General features: G+C 51.6%; 19 protein-coding genes and 1 tRNA gene. 5 read left to right on the top strand and 15 right to left on the bottom strand.

Annotation, left to right across the window (positions count from 1 at the left end):
• The gene (gene arcC, locus GOV91_RS12380) at positions 1 to 939 is read left to right on the top strand and encodes a carbamate kinase (RefSeq protein WP_171235734.1); all 939 of its coding nucleotides are present in this window, start codon (positions 1 to 3) and stop codon (positions 937 to 939) included.
• Between the two features lie 622 nt (positions 940 to 1,561).
• On the opposite strand, the gene gltS is transcribed toward arcC, so the two are convergent.
• Positions 1,562 to 2,797 (bottom strand): sodium/glutamate symporter, encoded by a 1,236-nt coding sequence (gene gltS, locus GOV91_RS12375; RefSeq protein WP_171235733.1) that lies wholly within the window; start codon positions 2,795 to 2,797, stop codon positions 1,562 to 1,564.
• Positions 2,798 to 3,096: 299 nt separating this feature from the next.
• Here gltS and GOV91_RS12370 point away from each other — a divergent pair, with 299 nt between their 5' ends.
• Positions 3,097 to 3,525 (top strand): hypothetical protein, encoded by a 429-nt coding sequence (locus GOV91_RS12370; protein WP_171235732.1) that lies wholly within the window; start codon positions 3,097 to 3,099, stop codon positions 3,523 to 3,525.
• A gap of 144 nt (positions 3,526 to 3,669) precedes the next feature.
• Positions 3,670 to 5,454, top strand: coding sequence for a Na/Pi cotransporter family protein (locus GOV91_RS12365; RefSeq protein WP_171235731.1), 1,785 nt, complete (start codon positions 3,670 to 3,672; stop codon positions 5,452 to 5,454).
• 107 nt (positions 5,455 to 5,561) lie between these two features.
• Here the strand turns inward: GOV91_RS12365 and ppk2 are convergent, their stop codons facing one another.
• The 3 genes from ppk2 to GOV91_RS12350 form a co-directional block, all read right to left on the bottom strand.
• A complete protein-coding gene (ppk2, locus tag GOV91_RS12360; protein WP_171235730.1) occupies positions 5,562 to 6,350 on the bottom strand; it encodes a polyphosphate kinase 2 in 789 nt (262 codons plus the stop codon).
• A gap of 683 nt (positions 6,351 to 7,033) precedes the next feature.
• Positions 7,034 to 8,176, bottom strand: a complete 1,143-nt coding sequence (locus GOV91_RS12355) for a patatin-like phospholipase family protein (protein WP_245223199.1) — start codon at positions 8,174 to 8,176, stop codon at positions 7,034 to 7,036.
• Positions 8,177 to 8,343: 167 nt separating this feature from the next.
• Positions 8,344 to 9,609, bottom strand: a complete 1,266-nt coding sequence (locus GOV91_RS12350; protein ID WP_171235728.1) for an MFS transporter — start codon at positions 9,607 to 9,609, stop codon at positions 8,344 to 8,346.
• A 338-nt stretch (positions 9,610 to 9,947) separates the two neighbouring features.
• Between GOV91_RS12350 and GOV91_RS12345 the strand changes: the two genes are divergently transcribed.
• Positions 9,948 to 11,249, top strand: coding sequence for an efflux RND transporter periplasmic adaptor subunit (locus GOV91_RS12345; RefSeq protein ID WP_171235727.1), 1,302 nt, complete (start codon positions 9,948 to 9,950; stop codon positions 11,247 to 11,249).
• Positions 11,250 to 11,252: 3 nt separating this feature from the next.
• Entirely contained in the window at positions 11,253 to 14,297 is a 3,045-nt protein-coding gene (locus GOV91_RS12340; RefSeq protein WP_171235726.1) for an efflux RND transporter permease subunit, read from the top strand.
• 153 nt (positions 14,298 to 14,450) lie between these two features.
• Here the strand turns inward: GOV91_RS12340 and GOV91_RS12335 are convergent, their stop codons facing one another.
• The 11 genes from GOV91_RS12335 to GOV91_RS12285 form a co-directional block, all read right to left on the bottom strand.
• Complete coding sequence (locus GOV91_RS12335; RefSeq protein ID WP_171235725.1) at positions 14,451 to 16,064, bottom strand: tyrosine-type recombinase/integrase; 1,614 nt, start codon at positions 16,062 to 16,064, stop codon at positions 14,451 to 14,453.
• Positions 16,061 to 16,477 carry an AlpA family transcriptional regulator gene (locus tag GOV91_RS12330; protein ID WP_171235724.1) on the bottom strand — a complete coding sequence of 139 codons (417 nt, stop codon included), beginning with the start codon at positions 16,475 to 16,477 and terminating at the stop codon, positions 16,061 to 16,063. Before GOV91_RS12330 ends, GOV91_RS12335 begins: the two co-directional genes overlap by 4 nt.
• Positions 16,478 to 16,536: 59 nt before the next feature.
• On the bottom strand, positions 16,537 to 16,737 hold the full coding sequence (locus tag GOV91_RS12325; RefSeq protein WP_171235723.1) for an AlpA family transcriptional regulator: 201 nt from the start codon (positions 16,735 to 16,737) through the stop codon (positions 16,537 to 16,539).
• A 117-nt stretch (positions 16,738 to 16,854) separates the two neighbouring features.
• The gene (locus GOV91_RS12320) at positions 16,855 to 17,778 is read right to left on the bottom strand and encodes a hypothetical protein (protein ID WP_171235722.1); all 924 of its coding nucleotides are present in this window, start codon (positions 17,776 to 17,778) and stop codon (positions 16,855 to 16,857) included.
• An 88-nt stretch (positions 17,779 to 17,866) separates the two neighbouring features.
• Positions 17,867 to 19,072 (bottom strand): integrase arm-type DNA-binding domain-containing protein, encoded by a 1,206-nt coding sequence (locus GOV91_RS12315; protein WP_171235721.1) that lies wholly within the window; start codon positions 19,070 to 19,072, stop codon positions 17,867 to 17,869.
• A 164-nt stretch (positions 19,073 to 19,236) separates the two neighbouring features.
• Positions 19,237 to 19,311, bottom strand: a tRNA-Phe gene (locus GOV91_RS12310).
• 79 nt (positions 19,312 to 19,390) lie between these two features.
• Entirely contained in the window at positions 19,391 to 19,573 is a 183-nt protein-coding gene (locus GOV91_RS12305) for a DNA gyrase inhibitor YacG (protein ID WP_171175802.1), read from the bottom strand.
• Positions 19,570 to 20,592 (bottom strand): ribonuclease E/G, encoded by a 1,023-nt coding sequence (locus GOV91_RS12300; protein ID WP_171235720.1) that lies wholly within the window; start codon positions 20,590 to 20,592, stop codon positions 19,570 to 19,572. Before GOV91_RS12300 ends, GOV91_RS12305 begins: the two co-directional genes overlap by 4 nt.
• Positions 20,589 to 21,167, bottom strand: a complete 579-nt coding sequence (locus tag GOV91_RS12295; protein ID WP_171235719.1) for a nucleoside triphosphate pyrophosphatase — start codon at positions 21,165 to 21,167, stop codon at positions 20,589 to 20,591. The genes GOV91_RS12300 and GOV91_RS12295 overlap by 4 nt, the downstream gene beginning before the upstream one ends.
• 11 nt (positions 21,168 to 21,178) lie before the next feature.
• Complete coding sequence (infA, locus tag GOV91_RS12290) at positions 21,179 to 21,397, bottom strand: translation initiation factor IF-1 (RefSeq protein WP_005978431.1); 219 nt, start codon at positions 21,395 to 21,397, stop codon at positions 21,179 to 21,181.
• Between the two features lie 91 nt (positions 21,398 to 21,488).
• The gene (locus GOV91_RS12285) at positions 21,489 to 22,364 is read right to left on the bottom strand and encodes a carbon-nitrogen hydrolase family protein (protein WP_171235718.1); all 876 of its coding nucleotides are present in this window, start codon (positions 22,362 to 22,364) and stop codon (positions 21,489 to 21,491) included.
• Positions 22,365 to 22,620: the final 256 nt, after the last annotated feature.

Raw genomic sequence — 22,620 nt, 5'->3', positions numbered from 1 at the left:
ATGGGACGCGTTGTTGTAGCACTTGGCGGCAACGCGCTTCTCAAACGGGGTGAGGCTATGACGGCGGACAATCAACGCAGGAATGCGAAGATTGCCGCCAAAGCCCTCGCCCCGCTCTGCGAAGCGCACGAAACCGTCATCACTCATGGCAATGGTCCGCAGGTCGGGATGCTAGCCCTGCAAGAGATTACGTATACGGATGTCGAGGAGTACCCGCTGGACGTCCTCGTCGGCGAAACGATGGGCATGATCGGCTACATGATCGAGCAGGAGCTTGGGAATATCCTGCCCTTCGAGCATCACATCACCACCCTGTTGACCATGATCGAGGTCGACCCCAGCGACCCAGCCTTCGACAACCCGACCAAGTTCATCGGGCAGGTTTACTCCGAAGCGGACGCCAAGAAAGAGGCGGCTGACAAGGGCTGGACGGTGAAACCGGATGGCGAGTACTGGCGACGCGTTGTGCCATCGCCCCGCCCGAAACGTATCTTTCAGGTCGAACCAATCCGTTGGATGTTGGAAAAAGGCGCGACAGTGATCGCTGCCGGCGGCGGTGGTATTCCGACAATGTACGAGGCAGGAGCTGAACGGAAACTGGTCGGTGTCGAGGCTGTCATCGACAAGGACTTTGCCTCTTGTCTTCTGGCGCAGAACCTTGGCGCGGATTTCTTTGTTATTGCTACGGATGCAGAGGCCGTGTTCCTTAACTGGGGAACGCCTGAACAAAAGGGTATTCGATCGATCACTCCGGATGCGTTGGATGAATATGATTTTCCTGCAGGATCGATGGGGCCAAAGGTTCAAGCCGCGCAAGATTTTGCGCGATCAACGGGCGGCCGAGCGATCATTTGCGCCCTAGCCGATGTTCCCGCAGCAGTTCGCGGTGAAAAAGGAACTACGGTTTCTGAAAGCGCGGGAGAGACCAGGTTTCATTGATACAATGGGCCCAAAGAAAAATTGTTTTAAAGCCCTCTCTGATGTGGACAATACTCTCTGAGCTGGCCCACCGAATTGCTTTCTTTTGACTGCCCTTTTCGTCTTGTCGGCTGGCACTTAATTTTTGCCATGAACCCAACAAGAAGCGGCGTCGACTGACGCTTTTAACTCCAGTGAATGATACTGGTTCGAAGGGAGTTCACGTTTCTTCAAACCGTTGGCATCGTTTGTCGGGATATGGAACGAGCTCTGTAAGAGCATTTGACATCTAGAACATACCAAGCACAACTCACTTCGCTATTTAACCGGTCCACGCCGGCATGAAATGCACAAATAATGAAGTGAGCTTTTCAGTTGAATTGGGTTTTGACAAGGGCCGTAAGGCGGACTGAGAGGCAAAGTGATACGTGTCTTTAACCCAAGACAATAGCAATGCAAGAAGTCCGCAAAATACGAAAAGCGTTGCTACAATCGCAGGAGCCCTATCAAGATCATATTTGGCAGGCTTAAAACCGGGGAGGCGGCTTAAAGCGATACGACCGGTGTCCGACGACGTTCTGCTACGCTATCACTTTGGCTGCAACAGTCATTTACAGGCCACCAAATTTCATGAAACCACCCCCTATGGTAGGTTCGAGACGAACAATTGGATAATAAAAGCATTAGCAATATCTACAAAGAAAGCCGAAACTAGCGGCAGCACAATGAAGGCAAGCGGAGATGGGCCATACTTATGCGTAACAGCCGTCATGTTTGCGATGGCCGTTGGGGTAGCTCCAAGAGCGAAACCTGCGAAACCCGCTGACATGACGCCAGCAAAATAGTTTCGCCCCATGGTTCGATAGACAACGAATATGATGAAAGCAGCCGCAGCCGCAGCTTGAAGCGTCATAGTGATGGCTAAAACACCAGCGGAACCCGCCAAAGTCCAAAGTTGCATACTCATTAGAGACATTGAAAGAAACACCGCTAGCGAGAAGTCTTGCAATAGTTGTAAGGAGGCGGTCCCCGTTGGCGTCTTGATCTTTGGAAAAACTCTGGGCGTCAGGTTTGCAAGTAAAATGCCAGAAAGAAGGCATGGCACAAAGAGCGGTAAGTTTGCTCCGGTTAATTCCAGCGATTCATCTGCTATGTAACCAATCACAATCGCTACATGTGTCCAAAGAATAGCTCTCATCATTCCAGGATTCGTCGGGCCACCGTTTAGATCGGTAGGAGCTGTCACCTCAAAAGCCTTTTCCTTGGCACTGGAAATCGCCGTTTTCTCTTTCGCGCTTGGTTCGAGCCGGTCGCGCGCAATTAAGTAGCTGGCGATTGGTCCTCCAATTAGGCTCGCCATGATCAATCCGATTGTGGCCGCAGCTATTCCGAGTTCCGCCGCGCCCGCCACAGCGTATTGTTCTTCCACCACTGGGCCCCACGCTATCGCTGTTCCGTGACCACCAATCAGAGACGTTGTCCCCATCATCACACCAGCTTGAGAGGGCAACCCGAACAGCGAAGCACCAAGAACGCCTATTCCGTTCTGGACAAACATGTACCCAATTGTAAGGACAAGCATAACGCCCAGTAGAGGTCCTCCTTTAACTAGGTCCGAAAACCTAGCGTTCAGCCCAATGGTGGTAAAGAAATAGATCAATAATGAGTCACGCGAGGCCAGATCATAGATCACTTCACGCCCTGTCATAGTCACAACGCCTAACGTTACAAGTGCCGCCAGCAAGCCCCCCGAAACCGGTTCTGGGATCGAGTACTTGCGCAGCAACTCAAAGCGCTCTGTCAGCCTTGAACCTAGAAAGTACACGACGATGCCCAGCGTCACAGCAATAAAACTATCCACCACTATTGGTTCTGCCATGAGCTTTCTCCTAACTTCGCAGCACAACAAATCAATCAAGAAACAAGCCGAACACGTGCACCCAGAAGATATGGTCAAACGTTAGAGTACTTTTAAACAGCGGTGCAACAGGACAACAAAAGTTGAATATGAAATTAAAACGGTGTTCGCAGATTGGTCTTCCTAAAATGCGGGTGAGCCGGTCTAGTTCACCTGGGGGTCAACTGAACGCCCGCAAAAGGCTCGTACCGGTTAGTGCTATCCGTTCAAGCGCAATGCCAAAGAGGATGTATTCTTTCCACTTTAAAATGAGATGTGCAATGAAACGATCCTACTGCTATGTTTGGTTTCGAAAAAACATGCGAACCGGGTACCAAGCAATTAAACTCAGAGGGGTTATCAACTTGAAAAAACTCAATAAATACGCCATTGGTATCGTCTTACTCGCCTTTACTGGTAATTGCGCAACCGCAGAAGGAAACACATATTCTTACGTTTTTCTTGGTGAAGAGACAGTCCTAAACGACATTGAAAACTGTGTATTTGAAATCATGAAACAAGGTGTCGAAGTAGACAAAAACGAAAGCCAAATATTCCATGAGTTAGCACAAGGGATAGTCCTTGTTTATGCGCAAAAATATGTTGGCTTCAAAACCACTGGGAAAATACCAGCATCATACACCGAGGAAGAAGCCGAGATATTGCTTTCAGGTGAAATCGACGATTTTTTCGATCACTGCTTTGAGTAAATTTGAAATGACCAGCTAAAAACACAAGAACCCGGCTGTTGTCCGCTCCCGCAAACTAGATGTATATTTGAATACAACAACCGGCATTGGAACAACTTAGTTAATCTGTGCCTATGATTTTCAGTTGCAGCGGGAGCCTTCTCAATGTCGAATAAGACAACTCGTTTGCTGCCATACTTTTTTGTTTTTTTTGCCTTCTTGAGCTTCAACGCAGCCTTTGCTCAATCCGCGGAATTAGCGGAGCAACGATTAGATTGGCTCCAACTGGGCATGGGGCTCTTTGGCGGCTTGGCGCTATTTTTGGCAGGGTTAGACCTTTTATCTGAGGGTCTGAAGAAGGCTGCTGGAAACACTCTCAGAGATGTCCTTCAAAAGCTTACTGTGAACCGATTCATGGGCGCTGCGACTGGTGCTTTTGTCACCGGTATTCTTAATTCCTCTTCTGTTACAACAGTACTTGTTGTGGGCTTCGTTACAGCCGGCGTCATGACGTTGGCGCAATCCGTCGGCGTTATCATGGGAGCAAATATTGGCAGCACTGTCACTGCGCAGTTACTTGCATTTGACCTTTCTGCGTATTCTCTGATTGCAGTTGCTCTTGGCTTTTTTATGACGTTTGGGAGCAAGAACGAGCGCCCCAAGTACATAGGTATGATGATAATGGGCCTCGGATTGGTTTTCTACGGAATGGGTCTGATGAGTGATGGCATGAAGCCTTTGCGCAGCTACGAACCCTTTCTGGAAATCCTCGCTAGCATGGAACAGCCACTATTTGGTATTTTGGCGGGCGCTCTATTCACTGGGTTGGTTCAATCCTCCGCTGCCACTGTTGGTATCGCCATCGCGATGGCAAGCGAAGGATTGCTGTCTCTTCAGGCTGGGATAGTCTTGGCTTTGGGTGCAAATATCGGGACCTGTGTCACCGCTTTGCTTGCGGCACTTGGTAAGCCAGTCGAAGCCGTTCGCGCGTCCGTTGTCCATGTCTTGTTCAATATTGCCGGTGTTCTAATTTGGCTTCCGTTTCTAGGAATACTTGCTGACATAGCCGTAAATGTTTCGCCCGCCGCCGCGGACAGTCTAATTGGAAAAGACAAACTTGCAGCAGAGGTTCCTCGGCAGATCGCAAATGCCAACACCATTTTCAATGTCCTCAACACTATAATTTTTATAGGTTTCGCAACGGCCTTCGCACGTCTCGCGGAAAGACTGGTCCCAGAACGGCCTGAGCCAAAAGAAAAAATCATCCAACCCGAGTTCCTTGATGATGGAGCTCTGGAAGCGCCAACGATTGCTCTTGAAAACGCAAGAAGAGAGATTGAGCGGGTTGGGCACATCGCCTTGGAAATGATGGACACCTTGGGTGAGGGAGCTGAACATCACGATAGAGATGCGTTAGACGCGGTCGCAAGACGAGACGATGAAGTGGATATTCTAACTTCGGAAATCATGAAATATCTCGGTCGCCTTCTGCAAAGTTCACTCACGGAAAGTGAAAGCGAAACACATCACAAACTTGTCGCAGCGATTATGAATATTGAGAGTACAGCTGACATCGTCGAAACGGACATGGTGGAGTTGATCAAGAACTTCATCGATGGCGACTATGCCGAAAGTAGCGAAACAACCAGAGATATGGTGCAGGGTCTTTGGAAATGTGTAAGAGAGAGCTTAGAGCTCGCAGTTCGCGCTGTTGGCAACAAAGACGAACGTTCCGCTCAAGAAGTACTATTGCTCAAAGACGATATTCGAACTCTTTCCGACCAGTTGTTCGAAAGACACGCAAAGCGACTGAACATCGACGAACCCCGATATTTAGAGCGCGTTCGATTGCTAATGACATTTATCGAGCAATTGCGCCACATGTATACACTGACCAAACGCGTCGCAAAAACACAACTTCCAATCGAAGTCGCCACAGACGCGACATAAGCTGTTTGCACGTTGAATAGCAGAACCATCACCTTTGTGACGTCAGATATGAAGCAGCCTTTGGTTACAATGGTGTTTGAAAGGATTTGCTCCCACCCTAGGGTTGCTTAGTATTTTTGCGGGACGGTATGTTCGAACGAAATAGACTTTGCAGCACCTTTCCTGTGTTTTCGACGCTTTGGCAATTCAGGGAGAACGAATGGTTCCTCGTCGTAAGGTATCGATTGAAGTAAATGTGAGATGCAGTTCAGCCGGGCAAGACGTTTGTTGTCTGCCGGGACACGGAACCAAGGCGCGTGATCGCTGTCTGTTTCCGCAATCATACGTTCATAGGCTTCGGTGTAGTCCCACCAACGCGCCCATGACTCCAAGTCCATCGGGCTCAACTTCCAGTGCTTCCTTGGATCGATCATGCGATCCTTAAACCGTTCTTGTTGAACCTCTCTACTGACGTCAAAAAAGTACTTCAGAAGGATGATCCCTTCTCTGACCAGGTATCGTTCAAATCCAGGTACATCTGTAAGGAAGTTTTCGTATTCACTGTTTGTACAGAAACCCATGACCCGCTCAACACCCGCGCGGTTGTACCAACTGCGATCGAAAAGGACGATCTCACCTCCTGCAGGGAGATGCTCAAAATACCTCTGCACGTAGACCTGGGTTTTTTGCCGATCACTTGGAGCGGGAAGCGCAACGACCCGAAACACTCGTGGGCTTACACGCTCGGTAATGCGTTTGATGACGCCGCCTTTTCCTGCAGCGTCGCGCCCTTCGAATACTACAACAACTCTCGCTTTTGTTCGTTGCACCCAACCTTGGAGGTGGCAAAGCTCGACCTGCAATCTCTTTATTTCTGCCTCATAGGACTTTTTGGAGATTTTTGTCTTTGTCGCCATTTCCTTCTCCTCCCACTTAACAGTAGTAGTTAATTTAGGTGGGTTTAAGGTGAGTTCGTTTCCTAGAGTCTTCGAAATCACCTAGGCGCTAAACTTTACAATCAACTGGCAATTCTCTCGTCCAGACCACCACAGTCTGGCAAGTCAAACTATCCAACAACCTAAGCGTCCAGAATTTCCGGCGCTTCTATTATTGGCCACCAGACATGTGTGGACAGCCATTCATAATCGGCCCCACCCGCACCGTTCGCACCAGTTGATTGCTTGTGGGCAAGAATTAGCTCTTGGCTGAAACGATGCCCTCCTCGGACGAACTTTGTAAGCTCGCGGTGTACAGTCCAGTTTAAAGCCAAACCCATTTCTGTGATTTGAAACCCATCGTCAACACGCTGTATGTTCGGGTTAGTCAGAAGATGAAGCTGCCGTCTTACGCTGGTCTGAGGGAGGTTAGTATACTTAGCTAAACCCCGAGTGGTCCATGGTTGGGGATGAATAACAAGAGCTTGATGCACCCTCTGCATAGGAGGAGGATACTTGAAATGATCAAAGCTGATTTGCCAGCGGCGCCATAGTCTTAACCGATTGCGCTCAGATTCACTCATCGACATAATTAGATACTTTAAAGACTGTGATTTAGCTGACAAGCCAGATTAAGCTACGTTCTACTAGACAACAACTGTGCATTACCTCGGCGGATGATCGCTCCAAAGGTTCCCCGACTTAAAGCGCAAATAACCGTAATCAAACAGCGCCCGCATATATTCTGGGTCGAACGGCTCGCTTAGAGGATGGTCGAAGTCCGCTCCAATCCATGTTGCCCGGTATTCTGCGCCTCTTTGAAGGCTGAGCTTGTAGGCTAATCTTAAATCATCAACACCTTGAGCTTTGATAAGCGTGGAAAGTGATCGCGCTGATACTTTGAAGACCCCTGTCTCTGTTACCCTCAACTCAGGTTCCACTTTCCCGTTGCGTATCGCGTATAGTTTTCCGCCGCGCGCGTATTTTCTGGGGATATCCCATCCCGGCACGTACGCGGTTTGAGAATATACACCACCGTCAACGTGCAGTTCATCCCGGACACCTTCTTCAGTTTCAACATCAATTAAAACCGGAGGAAAAACACCCGGAATTGCCGCGGATGCGAGCAAGACATCACCAAATGTCTTTTTTGCGTTTGGTGAATTACTGTTCGCGATGGCGCCCAGATCCCACAGCACTGGTCTTTGTGCATCCAAACTCACCGTCTGAACCAACAACCGCCGTCCGCGACGATGTTCTTTGGCAATCTGCGATAGAAAATCGTCGGTTATGTAAGTTTCGATAAGTTGTTTTAACGGGTCAGAGCTTTTGACAGAGGAACCACTTAGGATGCCTGTTACAAATCGGCCCCTGAATATCCGCGACGGTGGTAGCCCACCGTAAAGCTCTTTGAGATCAAAATCATAGTCGGAACCCAGAAAGGCGAATGGCGCGGCCAACGCGCCTGTAGAAACCCCTGTAACGACCATAAATTCTGGGCGCGTGCCGGACTCGCTCCATGCGGACAGAATACCGGCGGCGAAGGCTCCATCCTCGCCACCGCCCGATAGTGTTAGTGTGTAATCTGAAGAAAGTTTCGAAGCGCGCCTTTGACGATGGGCCTCTTCAAGAAGTTCACTGATATTGGAAGGAGCGACATCAGCCCAATAACGAGCGCCTTCGATGCCTGGGACCTGCGGGTTCTTGAGATCTGTCTCGTCTACCGGGTTTCTGGAAATACTTGAGCACCCTAGTTGGAAAAACAGCAGTAGGAAAACACACAGCTTACTCCAATGCATGCGCCCCATCTTCTCCACTCCCAGCTCCATTGGATAAAACTAAAACAAAGGCCAGTACACTGTCTTGGACCAATACTCTTGTTCGTCGTTTTGGCCCTCAAAGCGCATTGAGCGTTGCAGTCTTTTGGGCCGCGCTAAAGCATAGCATACTAAATGAAAACGTATTTATCATAGAGTCAACGTTTCTCTGAAGGGGCCATTTCTGTACTGGTTGGTAGGACGTCGGTGTGGGACGTCTGCTCAGCACGAGACACAGGTTCAACTGACCATATCCTTTGTCCCAAATACAAAGCAAAACAGAGCATTACTGCAAAATTCACCCAATAGAGCGCGATGTCACCGAAGTAAGTTGTAGCGGCATTCGCGATCAGGGGACCGGTAATAGATCCTAAAGTCCAAACCAATAACATGGTTACCGCCGCCGAAGACACAAAAACCGGAACCGTTCGGTCCAACGCGTGCGCCACAAGCAAAGAATAAAGGGTGAGCAAGCTACCACCCAGCAACACCAATATGATGGAAAGCACCGCGAAACCGATTGAGTTGTAGTCGAATGAATTGACGCTATGGTCGTAGTCCACGTCGACCAGAACCGCCATAAGAAGAAGAACTACTGTCGCGGTGACCGTAGCTATCAAGATTACTATCCGCCGGTCCATCTTGTCGGATAGCCATCCAAGCGGAAACTGAAAAAGGACACGCCCGAGGTAAACTATGGCGACCATAAGGGCCACATCAAAAATGGCGACCCCTAGCTGAGCAGCATTGTAGGGGACTACGCTCAACAAAGTTGTAGACACCATCCCCATGGCGAACACGCCTATGGCTGCGGCCGGGGCGTCTTTGAATAATCCGCGTATTCGAATGGGTACGTTGGATTCATTGTTGGGAGGAGATGAGCGAGTGGTCGAGATAACCACAATCGAAACGCAGTAAAACAAAGCAACGTAAACGAATGCCTCTCGAATATCTCCAGGCACGACAAAAACTAAAAACTGACTGAACACGGCGACAACACCGACTATTATCGCATAGACTGCGAGAACTCTTCCACGGCTCTTGTCCTCCACAGTTTCATTGAGCCAAGTGTCACCGATCGAAAAGAGTCCTGCAGTCGCCAATCCGGTTAGGAAGCGCAAAAAGACAAGGAACGGGGTGCTAGCGGAAACTGAGAACAGGATGGCCACCGCTATCGTGATAGCTGCTCCAGAAGCAAATGCACGGATGTGGCCAATATCAGCAATCGATCTGGCGACAACAAAACACCCAACTAAAAATCCTGCAGAGTATGCGGACGCCGCAAACGAGGCGGCTTCTTGAGACGCCCCAATTTCAGAAAACGCGAGCGGAACCAAAGTACCAGATCCAGCAGTGGCCAGTTGAACAGCAGCCATTGCAATGAAGAGTGATTGAAGATTGAGAACTTGGTTTCTGATTGCCAATGCACCCTAGCTCCAAGTTGCACCGAGGCTCGGTAAGTTTTTCTTACTTGTCGCTTCTACTCAAGTAGACGCGCAGTATCTTCCACAAATCAATGCTACTTCTTTGTGTTGATAACATTGAGCTCTACTGACACTAAGACCGCCAGATGCCACAGTGGAACTTCAGACTTTCGCAAAAATATTATGACCTACTTTCGGCTTAAGCTCAGCAATACAACAATAAACTTCATCCATTAACCTATTTTTATGCTGAGCCATTTTGGCTCACATTAATTTGTGAAAAGCCTCTGATGCGGGCAGAGTTGTTTCAATCGATCTCTTCTCCCGCGAAGCCTCTCATGCCCAACAAGGTAGCAGCTTCGAATAAGCAGGTGAAAAATATGCCTCTGAACTTCCTAGGGACACTTGCGGCTGTTTTGTTTAGTGCTTTTCCCATCGTGGCCGCAGCACAAGATACCCCCGCAACGGTAAGACCAGCAAAAGTATTCACTGTTGTAAAAGCCTCGTCTGACTTTGAAAGAGTTTATCCTGCTATTGTCTACCCTTCGAGGGAGGTTGAACTCTCTTTTCGTGTAAGTGGACGAATTACAGAGTTACCAATTAGGGCCTCAAGCAGTGTAGTGCGGGAAGGTATTGTTGCCCAACTAGATACGCGCGACTTCGAAGTCGAGGTTGCAAGGCTCAACAGCCAACTAGAAGAGGCAGAGGCGAATTTGGTTGTGCTGAGGTCAGGTGCACGCCCTGAAGAAATTACAGCTTTAGAAGCCTCGGTTCAGGCAGCTCAAGCCCAAAGAGACCAAGCTCGGGAGGAATACATCCGCTCTGCTCAGCTTTTGGAAAGGGGTATAATTCCTACTGCGCAGTACCAACAACGTGAAGCTGCTTTTCGTCTGGCAGAAGCCGAACTGGTGTCGCGAGAGGAGCAGCTTACAATTGGTCGAGTCGGTGGGAGGCCGGAAGAAATAATTGCAGCAGAAGCGGCAATCCGCGGCCTTAAAACACAAATTCAGTCGGCAAAAAACAACCTTTCTGATGCAACGCTTCGAGCGCCATTCGATGGAACGATTGCCAAGCGCAACGTGGACAATTTCCGAAATGTTCAAGCCGGTGAAACCATCGCCTTAATCCAAGACCTATCGACTGTAGATGTAAGCTATGACTTACCCGGCGCTGACATAATCGCGATGTCGTCAATCGGCTTCGACAATGTTGTAAGTGTGGTTACGTTTGACTCCTTGCCGGGAGTTGAAATGAACGCAGATCTCGTCGAGTTTACCACGCAAGCTGACGCAGCGACACAAACCTATCGTGGTCGTCTATCAGTAACTCCTCCTAAAGACTTGGTTGTACTACCTGGGATGGTAGCGCGCGTGATTATTAGGGCAAACAGGCAAAGCGATACGCAAGTTGTCGTTCCATTTTCGGCTCTAGCGGCAAGCCCCGACGGTTCCCCATATGTCTGGCTGCTTGATGGATCCAGCAATACCGTTAGTCGTCGACCGGTTGAATTGGGGGAAATATCTGACGACTTCGTGTTCGTGAGATCGGGTCTTGAAGAAGGGAACATGATTGTCACTGCAGGATTGAGCGAACTGCAGGATGACATGGTGGTTCGCCCAATCTCAAAAGTTGGTGAGTAGCAAATGGATCTTGCAAGGTTTGCAATTGAGAAACGCCTTATTTCGGCGTTGGTGACCATTCTCATCTTGGTGGCTGGCTACTTTGCATACTTAACTCTTCCTCGTTTCGAAGATCCTGAGTTCATAATCAGACAAGCTCAGGTCATAACCCCTTATCCGGGTGCCACTGCAGAAGAAGTCTCAGAAGAAGTCACCGAGGTAATTGAAAATGCTCTACAAGAGCTCCAAGGGGTAAAAGAGGTAAAGTCAGTCTCATCACCCGGACTCAGCACTGTGACAGTCGAATTTACAATCCCCACGACGCCTGATTTTCCGTCGCTTCACGCAAGATTTGCTCAATTGCGCGCAAAGATACTTGACGCCCAAACAAGTCTTCCGCCGAACGCACTCCGATCGCAGGTCTACGATGACTTCGGCGACGTGTATGCATTGTATTTTGCGATTGTTGGCGATGGCTATTCTATAGCTGAGCTCCATGAGTACGCGAAGGAGCTCCAGAGGGAGTTGGTTGCAGTCAGTGGTGTTTCCAAGGTGATCTTAAGTGGTGAACAGAATGAAGCGATCTTTGTAGAATATGCACCTGCAAGGTTAATAGAACTTGGAATATCACCACAGCAAATTGGCCAAGTTCTGGAGGGACAAAACCTCGTAGCGCCCTCGGGTTCTCTCAAGTCCAACTCGCGTCGCATAGAGATACGGCCGTCGGCGGCAATAGCCTCAATTGACGCTATCAAAGACCTAGTCGTTTCTGTGCCAAGTAGCGGAGCATCATTTCGACTTTCAGATATCGCAACCGTGTCGCGCGGTTACGTTGAACCCGCAAGCCCCCTACTTTTTCGAGATGGTCGGCCTGCGATTGGAATTGGAATATCCAATAGCCTAGGCGGAAACGTTGTGAACATGGGCGAAGCCGTAAAGCAACGGATAAACGAGTTGGAGAACCTAAGACCAATCGGAATCCAGATTTTGCCAATCTCTGATCAGTCTGCTTCGGTAAAAGAATCGATCAACGACTTTGTCATGAACGTGGTTCTGGCGCTCATCATCGTTGTAGGCATATTGCTTATTTTTATGGGGTTAAGATCCGGAATACTCATGGGGGGTATTCTGTTGGTCACAGTCGCAGGCACGCTTACCGGCATGCAGCTCTTAGGGCTCGACATGCAAAGGATTTCACTAGGCGCGCTGATTATTGCGCTCGGCATGCTGGTCGATAACGCTATTGTCGTTGTCGAAGGTACGTTGGTCCGCGTTCAACGCGGTGAAGCCACCAGCGACGCTGCTATCTCTGTCGTAAATCAAACCAAATGGCCGCTACTCGGAGGAACAGTTGTAGGACTCTTGGCATTTTCCCCAATTGGCTTTTCACCGGACAACACTGGAGAATACGCCGGGAGCCTCTTCTGGACCATCTCGATCTCATTGCTTTTTTCGTGGTTGGTGGCGATATGGCTCACGCCCTATTTTTGCACTCTACTGCTGAAGCCTACCTCGGAAAAACCGCCTGCAGAGAACGCGATTCTCCGTGGTTATCGTTCGCTCCTCGCGTATGCGATCCGATTCCGGTACCTTACGGTGGGGCTTGTTGTTGCGCTCTTTCTCTCTGCGATCGCAGGGTTTGCGTTAGTACCCCCGGGCTTCTTTCCCAACAGCACCAGAGCGCAATTTGTAGTGGATTACTTTTTGCCAGAGGGAACCGACATTGAACAAACCAGTCAGGACATGCGAGAGATTGAAGCGCATCTCTTAACTCTACCAGGTGTCACCTCTACAAATCTGTCTGTGGGCAGCGGGCATTTACGCTTCATGTTGGTATACGATAGTGAAGACCAGAACCCTGCCTATGGTCAAATTTTGGTGGACGTAGAGGATTATCGGCAGATCGATGCACTACAGCCGGAAATTCAGTCTTGGATTGACCAAAACTACGCTGACTCATATGCAAAAGTTTGGAAATTTGTACTGGGCCCTGGTGGTGGATCGAAAATCGAAGCCGAATTTTCTGGACCCGATCCCGTTGTACTTCGCGAACTAGCTGAACAGGCAAAACTGATATTCGCTGAAAACGGAGCCATCGCGATAAAAGACGACTGGCGCGAGCAAAAACAGGTAATTCGGCCAGTTATTGACACAGAAAACACCCGCAGGCTGGGTCTCACCCAAGCGGAAATATCAAGGGCCGTTTACTGGCATCAAGTAGGGGCGCCGATAGGGGTTTACCGCGAAGGCGACAACTTGTTGGACATAGTTATGCGCCCATTCGAAACCGACCGAAACAAGATCAGTGACCTAAAAAACATCCAAGTTTATAGCGACGTAGCCGGAGGATACATTCCAATATCTCAAGTTGTAGACCGATTTGAACTTGTTTTTGAAGCTGGGAACCTTAGGCGCATAGACCGTAAGCTTGCAATCACCGCACAAGCCGACAACGCACCAGAAGTACTGTCAGGCGATCTTTTCGCTCATGTCCGACCACTGGTAGAGGCAATCAAATTGCCAAGTGGGTATTCTCTTGAATGGGGTGGTGAGTATGGGGACTCGCAAAGCGCAAACGACGGTTTGGCTTCGACTATGCCGCTTGGGTTCGGAGCGATGATTGTCGTTGTTTTCTTCTTGTTTAACGCAATCCGTCAGCCACTTATCATATGGTTGACAGTACCTCTGGCTCTCATTGGAGTCGTCTGGGGGCTCGCGGCAACCAGAACGCCGCTCGAATTTATGGCAATACTGGGTGTTTTGTCTCTAACAGGGATGCTAATCAAAAACGCTATCGTCCTTATTGACGAAACCGATACTCAGATTGCTGGTGGAAAACCTCGGCTGCAGGCTGTTGTTGACTCAGCTGTTCTACGCGTCCGCCCAGTGTCACTGGGCGTACTTACTACTGTTCTTGGAGTAATGCCTTTGCTGTGGGATCCGTTTTTCGAGTCACTCGCAGTGGTGATCATCTGCGGTTTGAGTTTTGCGACCGTTCTTACGCTGATAGTAGTGCCAACTTTGTACTCAGTGTTCTTTAGAATAAATGAAGACGAAACAGCGGCTTAATCACTGATCTGAAAATTCCCATATGCTTGCCTGACCACACCCCAGCATGTTCTTCGTTTGGTGAAAGACAACTTCTTTTAGGCCGTTCTCGTAAATTCCACGGTCTGCTTTCTGCGCATCTATGCGGCTCGCGGTCAGCGCGGTAAATGACCCCTACTCCAGCACCTCATCTCCATCGCGGGCAGCCGCACGCCTTTCGGCCAGACGTTTGGCCATGTTGTACTCGTCACTGCCCCGTTCGAAGCGGCTTTCATAAAAATCGAGCACCATTGCGTTTTCCTTGGCGGTTAGCAAACTACCAGTAGAAAGCCCTTCGATAATGCTGCGACGTTGATGGTCCGACATTTTTCCATAGTAGATTTCAGTAATTTTTTCGTTCGTATGACCAAGGTTTAGGGACCAGGCTTTGCGGTCTTTGGGAGAGGTGCAAAGCTCATCCCCAAGCGCCTTAAGCGTATCACGAACAGAGTGCGGTGTGCATTTGCGTCCGATCTGGGAGGTGGCGAGATTAAAGGCACAGCTCACGGCTGAGGACGATTTCATAGGGGGTACGGGGCTGATCTCTGAACCGCGTTGTTTCAGATGTGCAAGCTCAGGGAAGGCAGCGTCGTCTTGGGTAAAACCCAGTACGACCAACTCCGAAAGCCAGTTTACAAGGACCTCTTGGAAGGCTTCAGTGCGCGGGAAGAATACAATGCGAAAGCTCTTCCCATTTTTCGCGCGCATTTCTAAGGCGTTCTGAACTAGTTCCCTTTTATAGAGGTCAATGTGTTTCAGTCTAAGTGTAGTGAGCGCTGCGGCACGTAACCCACTGGTGTAAGCACAAGCCACCATGGCACGATCACGACGCTCTGCAATTGTGCGATCTGGCATCTCCTCCAACATCTTTTCCGCCTGCTCGATCGTCAAATAGTCGCGATCATCACGCGGCAGGGTTTTGGCGTGTACCGCCTTTGGAAGCTCCAGATAGAGCGGGATGTTTTGACTCAAACGCTTGTAGCCGTCCTGAAGCCGGAGCCATTCGAAGAACTGGCGAACCTGCGACGCGTGGTGCCGGATGGTAGAATTACCCAAACCGCCATGCTCTTTGAGCGTTTGGCCAAGATTGACCAAATGATCACGATAGTCTGCGGCGTCCTTTGGCGTGACCTTTTCGAAGGCTTTGCCTCCTAGGAAAACCTCCAGCATGCGGATGCTCCGCAGATGGGCGCGTTTGGTCGAAGTCTCAAAGCGCCCAGCATAGATTTGCCACTCATGCACGATCCGATCGTTTGTCGGGTACCAAACCGTCTCGCGAAAGTCGGGTTTGTTCCCGGTATCAGCTGGGATCTCACAATTACTTTCGTCTATCAGAGCCAGGCTGGTACCCGACATGAGGCATTTTTTCATGCTGTCGTATTCTGTCGCTTTCAGTAACTTTGTTACCTGGGCATCGCAGGCACCGCAGACACCCACTGCCATATACCGACTACTGGAGGTTGTCCTGAGCGAGATCGACTGAGGAGCAGGATAACCTGCGCTGCCGCAGCTCAAACAATTGAACTCACCCTGCTTCAGTTTAGCCAGCGGTTTGCGTTTCTGGCCATTGTGGTAGCGTTGCAGCTCAGCCCCACGAAAAACAAAAGGGCGCTGATCGTCCGATTTCCGCAGTCCGGATTTCATCCAGTCAGTGATGGCATTGCGGCGAACGTTGTAGATTTTGCAAAGCTCTTCCACCGAATAGACCTGGTCCTGGCAGACCTTCACTTTGTAGTGGGCCCGCGTCATATCACGCGCCCCGATTTGCGACTTTTCTTTTTGGTTTGGTCCGATGCCTCAGCCAGTTTTTCCTCAAACGCGAGCAGGCTGGACAGGCGCCAGCGACTGCTGTTCGGGGGAAGCTTGATCGGTGCTGGCAGAACACCAAGCTCCACGCGCTTCCAGACCGTTTGGCGGGCGATGCCGAAGCGTTTGGCCACTTCGACGTCTTTGAGATAGCGCTCGTCTTCGCCGAGGTTTTTAGCCTCTTTTGCTTCCAATGCGGCAACCTGCACTGACGTCAGAGCAGGCGGGTTTGATTGCGACTGATTCTGAACCTGTGCCTCGCCCTTGTCCGTGACACGTTCGGACGGGTGCGATGCGGCATTAGAGGGATCTGCGAACAGATCCCCCATTGCGGAATCGTGCCTGTATTTAACCATCCGCACCTCCATTCAGAGATGCCCGGTTTTGGGAAGAGAAAAGTTCGGGAACTGGTGCATCAGGCGCCCTCCCGCAGGAGTTCGCGGATGTCACCAACACGCCAAGCTGTGGTACGAGGCCCGAGGTGTACTGGCTGGGGGAAGCGCCCAGCGCGGACGCCTGCCCACCACGTCGAACGGGATACAGGTACGGGACCGTGGGGATACAGAATCTGCTTTTCGCGCAGTAGCGCGTCGTCGGGAAGATCGTCAAAACGCATCGTAAGCCATCTATGTTTGTTACAGATGCTCTAAGGCTGACGAGGTCCGATCTTGTGCAGCATGGATCCACGAAACTCGATCGTGGATCCACGATGTGAATTATACTTTTAAGGGGTTCAGTCGCTCCAATAGTTGCTGTTGACGTGCAACTCACTGGCCTCCTTTAGAAGCCTACGAACCGTTTGCTGGTCCACCCCGCAGCCAAGTTCAGCAGCTTTGTCCGCAATCTGCTTCGGCACTTCAGAGCGTTTTTGAATGGGCGTATAACTGTGGCCGTCCACTGCGCAAGCAATGAGGGCTTTTTGAAGCGTTGCGATCCGTGTAGTGCTAGCAGACTTTTGAGCCCGGCTGTTTTCGGCAGAGGAAGAGGCCTCTAGTTTTGCGTCCAATTCAGACAGGCGCTCATCTTTCGCTCGCAGCATATCTCGAAGTTTCTCGTTCTCTGCGACGGTTTCTGTATTCTCGACCACCTTATCCGGGTGCCGGTTGTTGTGACCCGGCATCCCCACAGCACGCCGCCATGCAGGGGACACATAATACCCCCGTTTCGCCAGCCAGTGCAGATAGTCCTTGGCAGGCGCCTTCTCACTGATCTCCCCTATCTCCAACGCCCTTTCCAAAATCAGGAACCTGTCGTCACGCTCACGAATCGTCTCCCCGGTTTCCGGGCCGCTCCCACGCCAACCATCTGTAGTGAATGGTTTGAAATTCAGGGACAAATCGATTGCCTCGCGGGCTGTCCAATAGGGTTTTCGAGCCCACTCCCCGATCAGACGTCGTTCCTGTCTGGCGTACTTGGGGGAGAGCACTTCCTGTCTGCGATGAGCAAAATGCTGGCCATCAAAAGCGATCGGGCCTTCCGGCGTGACGGCAAGCCACCAATCCGTATGGAACGGCAGGTTGTTACGTTCCGCCCACCAAAGCCAGAACTCGGGTGCGCCAAATCGTTCACCTGACCGCTTCGCTCTGGTCAATAGCGCGCTATGGTCTTCCAGCACCTGTGCGGTTCCGGCATCTTCTGGCGAGATGCCCAGCGCCAACAGGACGGCTTCTTCAAGAGACCAACTGTTCTGATAGATCCAAGCCTGCATCAAGTGTTCAGCAGGTTTTACCGGGGCCTGTTCACATTCAATCATGTCCCAGTTTTTCCTTCTTCATCGTATCAAGCTGATCTGCCCACCACTGTGCCAACTCAACTCGCTCATTCCAGTGTGCGCTGCGTGCGTATGCCCGGCGGATTTCATTCTTTTCCACATGGGCGAGTGCTCGCTCAATGGCGTCCGGATGCCAACAGCCTGATTCATTGGCCAATGTGGAAAACATTGCCCGAAAGCCATGCGCCGTCATCTCGTCCTTCTCATACCCCATGCGGCGCAGCGCGGCATTCAAAGTATTGTCGCTCATGCAGCGCTTGGATGAACGTACCGATGGAAAGAGTAACTTGCCCCAGCCCGTCAGGTCGCGAAGTTCCTTCAAGTGATCGAAGGTTTGGCGGGACAGCGGTATTGTGTGAGGCCGCCGCATCTTGGCGCGATGTGCCGGAACGGTCCACGCCATTCTGGCTTCATCGATCTCATCCCACTCCGCCATTCGCAACTCTCCGGGGCGCAGGGCAGTCAACGCCAGCAGTTGCAATGCGAGGCGCGTCGTTCTTTGACCGGAAAACCCGTCGATAGCCCGTAGCAATGCACCGGCCTGCGCCGGATCAGTGATTGCCGCGCGGTGCTGTACCTGGGGCCTGATCAGGGCATCCTTCAAACCATAGGTCGGATCGTTATCGGCGAGTCCCAGGGCGATGGCATAGCGAAAGACGGCCCCGGCAGCAGACCGCATCCGTACGGCGCTTTCGTGATTGCCCTTTTTTTCCATCTTCTGCAGCGGAACCAGAATATCCCGTGCTGTTATTTGTGTGATCGGCATTTTCCCGATGTCTGCGGAAAGTAGCCGGTGAAACCAGGCGGTCTTAGTCAGCGTTGCTTCGGCACGGCCTTCGCTGCGCTTCTTTTCCAGCAGTTCTATCGCCAACTTGGAGAAAGTGGCTTTGTTCTCTGCCTCTTCTCTGGCTTTTTTGTCTTTGCGCACGCTGGAAGGATCTTCGCCATTTGCGATCAGGCTGCGGGCGTCGTCCCGTTTCCGTCGCGCATCGGCCAGTGTCACTTCAGGATACTTGCCCAGCGCCAGCAGCTTTTCCTTTTGGAGCCAACGATACTTAAAGCGCCAGAGTTTCGAACCGTTCGGCTTCACCAGCAAATAAAGCCCGTCAAAATCGGCCTGCTTGTAGGGCTTCTCCTTAGGTTTCAGAGCCCGAATCCGTGCGTCGCTCAAGACAGGCATTGGGGGTACCTTCCAGTCACCAGGTGGCACGTACCCCAATTTGGTACCCCATTTGGGGGTAGATTACAGCGCACGTGGCAGGACAACATCGGTCAATCCGACAGTAGAAATCCTGCAACTACAAGCTACTACCAGTCAAAATCGGGCGCAACTGGATGTTAAAGTGGTGCCCGGGGGCGGAATCGAACCACCGACACGAGGATTTTCAATCCACTGCTCTACCCCTGAGCTACCCGGGCACGGGAACGATGTACATCGTTGGGTGGGGGCGTTCTATGACTTGCTACCGGCAGTGTCCAGAGGCTTTTTTACATTTTTTCAATGCGGTCGTTTTGGCATAAGGTCTTGGGCTTCAGCCTCGGCTTCAAGGTCCTCTTCGCGTTGCGATGGGACAGCATATGAGCCGTTTAGCCACTTGGCCAAATCAATGTCCGCGCAGCGTTTTGAGCAGAAAGGGCGGAACTTTTGCACCGTGTCTTCACCGCAGATCGGACAGCTCATTTCAGGATCTCCGCCAGCGGCAAGCGGCTGCGTTTGCGTTGCAATTCGAAATGCCCCAGCGGGGTCCAGCCTGCCAGGATCGTCTCATCCGGGTCCGATTTAAAGGCCGCTCGAAGGGCCGATTCAAAGCCACGCCGATCTTTTTTCGGCATCGGTGCCAGATCCAAGGTGATCTGCCCCGCCAACCCACGCACACGCAGAGCCCGCGGCAACAACTTGGCACAAGCGAAATTGGCTTTGGTGCCCGCAGCGAGAGACGTATCTGAACCGGTATTCACATCCACTGCAACCAAGGCACGCGTGGGTTCGACATAAAGATGCCCACCGCCCGGCAAAGGCTCGGACGTACCGCGCGCCATATCGAGCGCATCCAAAACACCGTGGCTTTCGAAACCACCGGCCTGTGTGACAACCTCAGCCGAGTCAGTCCAGTCGCGCCAGGCGAGGATATGAGGGCTATCCCCTTCGCTAAGCTTTTCAGGCTCTGTGCCATCATCATTCATCACCTGATCAGCCTGGGCCAACATGGCTGAAATATCCTCGGCAATGTCATCGGCATCCGCACCTGCACAGCAGGAACGAAGGATCAGACCATAAGGGCTGTCGCCCATCTGTTCGTGTGCAATTTCCAACAACTGGTCGCGGGTATCGTCATCCCTGATGCTGCGCGAAATATTCAGACCCGGCGCTTCGGGCGTGACAATGGCATAACGGCTTTTGAATAGGATCCGGTTGCTGACAGGGATCGCTTTGCCTTGTTCGGCATAGCCACTCACCTGTACCAAAAGTAAAGCCCCCGGCGCCAAGCCTTTAACTTGACGCAAGAAAGCGGGCCCATCTGGCGTTGTCAGAAACATACCCCCCTGCCCTTTGACTGGGCGGTCTGCGCGGGCGCGGTAGATCGTGCCGGGCGTGGGCGCGTCAGCTGCAATCAGGAAGTCATCAAGCTTTCCGTCAACCATAAGGGCCGCGGCTTCGCGATCCTCGATGTGGTCCAGAACGATAGTGCGGCCCTTCATGGTGCCTCGCGATAAAGTGGATAGCCGATACTCTGCAACAGGGCGGCGGTTTCGGACAGGGGCAGTCCGACAATGCCGGTGAACGATCCCGAAATCCAGGGTATGAACGCACCTGCGGGACCTTGAATGGCGTAAGCTCCAGCTTTGCCCTGCCAGTCCCCTGTCGCCAGATAAGCATTGATTTCGACATCGGACAGGCGTTTGACCTTCACCTGCGAGACCACGTCACGCTGTAGTATTCGATCCCCACACCGTACAGCGACCGAGGTTATGACCCGGTGACGCCGACCGGACAATGCGTGCAGAAATTCGGCGGCCTGGCCCGCATCTTCGGGCTTTCCCAGAATGCGCCGCCCCAATGCGACCGTGGTATCTGCGCAAAGCGTGATGTCACCGCTATCCGCCTGCACCGCCTGCACTTTCTCGCGCGTGATCCGACTGCAATAAGGAACCGGAAGCTCAGCTTTCCGAGGCGTTTCGTCAATGTCAGGGCGGCGGATGGCATCGGGCTGCACACCAAGCTGGGCCAACAGGTCCAGCCGTCTCGGGCTGCCCGATCCTAGGATAAACGCCATTGCGGCAGGCGTTACTTAAAGCGGTAGTTGATCCGACCCTTGGTCAGATCATACGGGGTCATTTCGACCTGAACTTTGTCGCCGGCCAGAACACGGATGCGGTTCTTGCGCATCTTGCCTGCCGTATGTGCGATGATCTCATGGCCGTTTTCCAGCTCGACCCGAAACGTCGCATTAGGCAGGAGTTCCTTCACGACACCTGGAAATTCGAGCGTATCTTCCTTGGCCATGTTGTCTCCATCATTACGTTGCACCCGCAGAATCTGCGGGGATGAGCGCTTAAATGAGCCTATTTTGCCCTTATTTCAAGGGCGGAATCACCTAAAGGTCGGATATTGTGACCGATTCGACTCGGAGGGCTTGTTCTTCCCAATGCGTTCGGTTCAACACATGACCATCGGCACGGACTTCGGCAATGGCTGACAGATCGATCTCGGCATAGGTCCAGCCGGGCTGATTAAGCGTGCCCTCGGCCAGCACACCAGTGGCTGGAAAGCCCTTGTCAGGCGGGCCGAATATGCCGCCCGTACCAGTGTTTTTGTCCACGGCCTCGGACCAATCATTGTCACCTACCAGCGACGCCATAACTGTAACACATTGGTTTTCCAAGGCTCTTGACATCGCTCCGATACGAACCCGCCAATAACCCGAAAGAGCTTCGGTGCAAGACGGGACCAATATCAGATCCGCCTCGCTCAGCGCGCGGCCCAGCAAAGGGAATTCGCTGTCATAGCAGATGAGTACCCCGATCTTGCCCAGCGCGGTGTTGAACAGCTTCAGCGGACCACCGGGGGCAATGTCCCAATCTTCACGCTCGAACCGGGTCATGATCTGCTTGTCCTGATGGTCGCAAGCACCGTCCGGCGCATAGAACGCGGCGCGGTTCACTGGACGAACGTGGCCATCCACAACCGGGGCGGAAGCGCCCAGAATATATGTGTTGTATGTCTTCGCAAGGCGGCTGTGCAGGGTTTGCACATCCCCCATCCGGTCAGACACAGCATGGATCGAACGTTCCAGATCGCCTGCCACGGCGACCCCGTCGAGGGTCGAAAGCTCCATAGCCCCGTATTCAGGAAAGACCAACAACTCGGCCCCCTGACCTGCGGCCTCAGCAACCCATCGGTCCAACTTGTCTTCGTACTGTGCCCAACTGTCGAGCCAGCTGAGATCGTAAGCAGCGGTGGCGACTTTCATGATTTCGTATCCAAAGGAACTCAGTCGGCGCGACACTAGAAGAGGACGGCGCGGTATGTACAGGGCATTTGTTTCCGCACCGTCCTTCTGACCCGCACCCAAGCGCTGTGGAGGTTTTACGAGACGCTGGCCCAACGATCAAACGATAACCCGCCAAAAAACCAGCTTGCCATCAATAATGTAATAACATTACATGATCGGCAATTTATAGCGGGAGAGGATAGGCAACCGCCCGTACCCCGAAACGAGCCATATA

Origin of the sequence: Ruegeria sp. HKCCA6837, assembly GCF_013034475.1 — a bacterium.
Taxonomy (GTDB): domain Bacteria; phylum Pseudomonadota; class Alphaproteobacteria; order Rhodobacterales; family Rhodobacteraceae; genus Ruegeria.
This window is presented reverse-complemented; position numbering and strand designations above follow the sequence as displayed.

Excerpts from the sequence above, each read along its gene's own strand:
- arcC (WP_171235734.1), top strand. The coding sequence starts at position 1 with ATGGGACGCGTTGTTGTAGCACTTGGCGGCAACGCGCTTCTCAAACGG.
- gltS (WP_171235733.1), bottom strand. The coding sequence starts at position 2,797 with ATGGCAGAACCAATAGTGGTGGATAGTTTTATTGCTGTGACGCTGGGC.
- GOV91_RS12370 (WP_171235732.1), top strand. The coding sequence starts at position 3,097 with ATGAAACGATCCTACTGCTATGTTTGGTTTCGAAAAAACATGCGAACC.
- GOV91_RS12365 (WP_171235731.1), top strand. The coding sequence starts at position 3,670 with ATGTCGAATAAGACAACTCGTTTGCTGCCATACTTTTTTGTTTTTTTT.
- ppk2 (WP_171235730.1), bottom strand. The coding sequence starts at position 6,350 with ATGGCGACAAAGACAAAAATCTCCAAAAAGTCCTATGAGGCAGAAATA.
- GOV91_RS12355 (WP_245223199.1), bottom strand. The coding sequence starts at position 8,176 with ATGGGGCGCATGCATTGGAGTAAGCTGTGTGTTTTCCTACTGCTGTTT.
- GOV91_RS12345 (WP_171235727.1), top strand. The coding sequence starts at position 9,948 with ATGCCCAACAAGGTAGCAGCTTCGAATAAGCAGGTGAAAAATATGCCT.
- GOV91_RS12340 (WP_171235726.1), top strand. The coding sequence starts at position 11,253 with ATGGATCTTGCAAGGTTTGCAATTGAGAAACGCCTTATTTCGGCGTTG.
- GOV91_RS12335 (WP_171235725.1), bottom strand. The coding sequence starts at position 16,064 with ATGACGCGGGCCCACTACAAAGTGAAGGTCTGCCAGGACCAGGTCTAT.
- GOV91_RS12330 (WP_171235724.1), bottom strand. The coding sequence starts at position 16,477 with ATGGTTAAATACAGGCACGATTCCGCAATGGGGGATCTGTTCGCAGAT.
- GOV91_RS12325 (WP_171235723.1), bottom strand. The coding sequence starts at position 16,737 with ATGCGTTTTGACGATCTTCCCGACGACGCGCTACTGCGCGAAAAGCAG.
- GOV91_RS12315 (WP_171235721.1), bottom strand. The coding sequence starts at position 19,072 with ATGCCTGTCTTGAGCGACGCACGGATTCGGGCTCTGAAACCTAAGGAG.
- GOV91_RS12305 (WP_171175802.1), bottom strand. The coding sequence starts at position 19,573 with ATGAGCTGTCCGATCTGCGGTGAAGACACGGTGCAAAAGTTCCGCCCT.
- GOV91_RS12300 (WP_171235720.1), bottom strand. The coding sequence starts at position 20,592 with ATGAAGGGCCGCACTATCGTTCTGGACCACATCGAGGATCGCGAAGCC.
- GOV91_RS12295 (WP_171235719.1), bottom strand. The coding sequence starts at position 21,167 with ATGGCGTTTATCCTAGGATCGGGCAGCCCGAGACGGCTGGACCTGTTG.
- infA (WP_005978431.1), bottom strand. The coding sequence starts at position 21,397 with ATGGCCAAGGAAGATACGCTCGAATTTCCAGGTGTCGTGAAGGAACTC.
- GOV91_RS12285 (WP_171235718.1), bottom strand. The coding sequence starts at position 22,364 with ATGAAAGTCGCCACCGCTGCTTACGATCTCAGCTGGCTCGACAGTTGG.